This is a genomic window from Rhodovulum sp. (genome assembly GCF_011048875.1).
Taxonomy (GTDB): Bacteria; Pseudomonadota; Alphaproteobacteria; order Rhodobacterales; family Rhodobacteraceae; genus Rhodovulum; species Rhodovulum tesquicola.
Genome location: NZ_DSDD01000227.1, coordinates 1 through 3,067, shown reverse-complemented (window position 1 = coordinate 3,067; position 3,067 = coordinate 1). Strand labels below are relative to the sequence as shown.

Here is a 3,067-nt window from a genome sequence, read left to right as displayed (position 1 = left end):
GTGCCGGTGCTGCCCTGGGCGGCGTGGCAGGCCTGGGTGCCGAACCTTGCGATGCCGGCGGTCTGCCTGCTGATCGCCTTTGGCACGGCTGCGCCCAACCCGCTCAGCTTCGGGGGCGCGCGCGACGACCGGTTCGATCCGGCCCGACCCGGCATTGCCGGGCTGACGCGCCACCCGCTGCTCTGGGCGCTGGCGCTCTGGGCGGCCGCGCATGCGTTTGCCAATCCCGACCTTGCGCATTTGCTGATGTTCGGCGGCCTCGCGGGTTTCGCGATTCTCGGCACACGGATCATCGACCGGCGCAACCGGCGGCTTCTGGGCGTCGCCGAATGGCAGCGGCTGGCCGCCAGTACCTCGAACTTGCCGCTGGCCGCATTTGCGGCTGGCCGATGGCGACCGCGCCGAGGCCCTGCCCTGGCAAGGCTCATCATCGCCGTTGCGCTCTGGGCGATGCTGGTCTTCAGCCACGCCCCGGTGATCGGCGTATCGCCGGTTCCGACATATTTCTGAAGGAATCAGATCCCCGGATCGTCGATCATCCGCACCGGCTAGGCCAGCCTGACGACCAAGATCGTTGCTCTGGTGGATGCTCTTGGCAAACTTGTCCGCTTCCTGCTCCTGCCAGGTCAGGCCCATGACATGAAAGGCGTTGCCCCATTGATCGACAATGTTTCGTTTGGGGCGCTCCTGGCAGACAAGGCGTTCGACGCGAGGCACTGTACCCCCGTGCGGCGGATGCCTTGGATCCCCGAGGCTCAAGTGAAACATCTCCGTTGCCGCAGTCTGGAGCCTAGGCAAATCCGCCGTCATCGCGCATGATCGGGCCATGGCCATCGTCTTCCTGATCATCATCGGTGCGGCGGCCGGGTTCATCGCGACCCGGCTGATGCGGCTTGAGGTCGACATTCCGACGACCATCGCCATCGGCATATTCGGCGCGCTCCTCGGCGGGTTCGTGCTTCGGATGATCATGGCGCTGACCGGGTTCGCCGCGGGCTTCGTGGGGGCCGTTCTGGGCGCGATGCTGCTGATCTGGCTCTATCGCCTTTACGTTCAGGGGCGCTGAGGCGGCAGGTTCGCCTCGACCCGGAACCCCGGCGGGATGCCATCCGCCCGCCCCTCGAGCACCAGATCGGCCATCACCGCCCCGACCAATGGCGCCAGCCCGATGCCGATCTTGAAGCCGCCATTGGCCACGAAATGACCGGCCCGTCCGGGCCATGGCCCCAGCATCGGCGCGATCGAGCGGGCGCGCGGGCGCACGCCGGCCCAGCGCTCGATCACCTCGGCCTGTGCCAGCGCCGGACATACCGTGCGCGCCTGCGCTATCACCTCGTCCAGCCGCACATCGGTCGACCACGGATCGGCAAACTCGCGTTCCGTGGTCGAGCCGACCGCCACCGTCCCGTCATGGTGCGGCACGATCAGAAGCCCCCCGGCATAAAGCTGCGGCACCGCGCCCGCGTCATGGGCCAGGATCGCCGCCTGCCCCTTGACCCCGCTGCCGACGGCATGGCCCAGTTCGGCCGACAGATGCGCAAGGCCCGGATAGCCCGTGGCCCAGATCACGCGCCCCTCGATGGGCCCCTCGGCGCCACAGGCGACCTCGCCGCCCTGCGCCCGGATGGCCGCCGCCAGCGCCGCGCAGGCCGCCCGGGGGGCGATCCGTGCCGAGAGCGTGTCGTGGATCAGGAACCCCGTGGGCGATACCGGCGCGAACGCGCCCGCAGCCTCTGCCGTCACCACCCGCCATTCGGCCAGGCCGCGCCAGAGCTGCCTCGCCTGCACCTCGCGCGCCCGCGCGCGCCCCAGCGCGGTTTCATCCGCGATGGGCTGGAACCGGCCAAGCCGGGCATAGCCCGTCGCCCGGCCCGCAAGCTGCTCGACCTCGGCCCAGAACCCGGGCGCCATGACGAGGCTTTCGAACTGGAACGCCTTCTTGTCGTCCCAGGCCTCGGGCACATGGGGCGACAGGGCCCCCACCGGCGTACCGCTGGCACCCGCCCCGGGATGCGACCACTCCACGACGCGCACGCGGGCGCCGCGCCGCGCGCAGGCATGGGCGCAGGCAAGCCCGAACACCCCCGCCCCCATCACCGTCACGTCGACCGTTGCCATTGCCAGCGCCCTTCCCCATTCTCGCGCTTCAGATCACCGGGGTCTAGGGCAAGACATGACGCAAGGCCAGCACGCCGACATTTCGTGGACGGCCGAAGGCGTGCCGGTCTCGGCGCGGTTCGATGATCCCTATTTCTCGCTGGGCAACGGGCTGGCCGAAACGCGCCATGTCTTTCTGGCGGGCAACGCGCTGCCCGCGCGGTTCCGGCCCGGCTTTCACATCGCGGAACTGGGCTTCGGGACGGGGCTGAACCTGCTGGCCGCGCTGATCGCATGGCGCGCGGCCGGTGTGGCTGGGCCATTGAGGTTCACCAGTTTCGAGGCGTTTCCCATGGACGCGGACCAGATGGACCGCGCACTGTCGGCCTTCCCCGAGGTGCATGCAGTCGCGGGGCCGCTACTGGCGGCCTGGGCGCGGGGGGCGCGGACGATCCGCACCGAAGACCTTGAGGCCGAGATCGTGATCGGCGATGCCCGCGAAACCCTGCCGCACTGGACGGGCCGGGCCGATGCCTGGTTCCTGGACGGCTTTGCCCCCGCCAAGAACCCCGAACTCTGGGCGCCCGACCTGCTGGCCGAGGTCGCCGCACATACCGCACCGGGCGGCACCGCCGCGACCTACAGCGCGGCAGGCGCGGTGCGGCGCGCGCTGTCCGAGGCGGGCTTTGCCGTCGACCGCCGCCCGGGCTTTGGCCGCAAGCGGCACATGACCGTCGCAAGGCGCCCGGCGTAACCGAGCAGAACACCCGCCTCGGCATCCTGCTGATGGTCGCCACGACCTTTGTCTTTGCGATGCAGGACGGGCGCTCACGCCATCTGGCCGGGGAATACAACGTGCTGATGGTGGTGATGATCCGCTACTGGTTCTTCGCCGCCTTCGTGATCGCCTTCGCCGCGCGCAAGGCCGGTGGAATCCGCGCCGCCGCGGCGACAAGGCGGCCCTATCTTC

4 protein-coding genes and 2 pseudogenes are annotated in these 3,067 nt (G+C 69.7%); 5 read left to right on the top strand and 1 reads right to left on the bottom strand.

Going from position 1 to position 3,067, the window contains the following annotated elements:
- From ENN83_RS07970 to ENN83_RS07960, 3 genes and pseudogenes are all read left to right on the top strand, one after another.
- The coding region (locus ENN83_RS07970; protein ID WP_287185792.1) for an NnrU family protein at positions 1-510 on the top strand (510 nt) is incomplete at its 5' end.
- A gap of 48 nt (positions 511-558) precedes the next feature.
- Positions 559-819, top strand: a pseudogene (locus ENN83_RS07965) (transposase); the annotation flags it as partial.
- A gap of 7 nt (positions 820-826) precedes the next feature.
- Positions 827-1,066: a GlsB/YeaQ/YmgE family stress response membrane protein gene (locus ENN83_RS07960; protein WP_287185790.1), complete on the top strand. Its 240-nt coding sequence runs from the start codon at positions 827-829 to the stop codon at positions 1,064-1,066.
- On the opposite strand, the gene ENN83_RS07955 is transcribed toward ENN83_RS07960, so the two are convergent.
- The gene (locus ENN83_RS07955; protein ID WP_287185788.1) at positions 1,054-2,118 is read right to left on the bottom strand and encodes an NAD(P)/FAD-dependent oxidoreductase; all 1,065 of its coding nucleotides are present in this window, start codon (positions 2,116-2,118) and stop codon (positions 1,054-1,056) included. The genes ENN83_RS07960 and ENN83_RS07955 overlap by 13 nt on opposite strands.
- Before the next feature lie 55 nt (positions 2,119-2,173).
- Between ENN83_RS07955 and mnmD the strand changes: the two genes are divergently transcribed.
- Positions 2,174-2,851, top strand: coding sequence for a tRNA (5-methylaminomethyl-2-thiouridine)(34)-methyltransferase MnmD (gene mnmD / locus ENN83_RS07950; RefSeq protein WP_287185786.1), 678 nt, complete (start codon positions 2,174-2,176; stop codon positions 2,849-2,851).
- Between the two features lie 32 nt (positions 2,852-2,883).
- Positions 2,884-3,067, top strand: a pseudogene (locus tag ENN83_RS07945) (EamA/RhaT family transporter); the annotation flags it as partial.

Coding starts and splice junctions, on each gene's coding strand:
- ENN83_RS07960 (WP_287185790.1), top strand. CDS start 827: ATGGCCATCGTCTTCCTGATCATCATCGGTGCGGCGGCCGGGTTCATC.
- ENN83_RS07955 (WP_287185788.1), bottom strand. CDS start 2,118: ATGGCAACGGTCGACGTGACGGTGATGGGGGCGGGGGTGTTCGGGCTT.
- mnmD (WP_287185786.1), top strand. CDS start 2,174: ATGACGCAAGGCCAGCACGCCGACATTTCGTGGACGGCCGAAGGCGTG.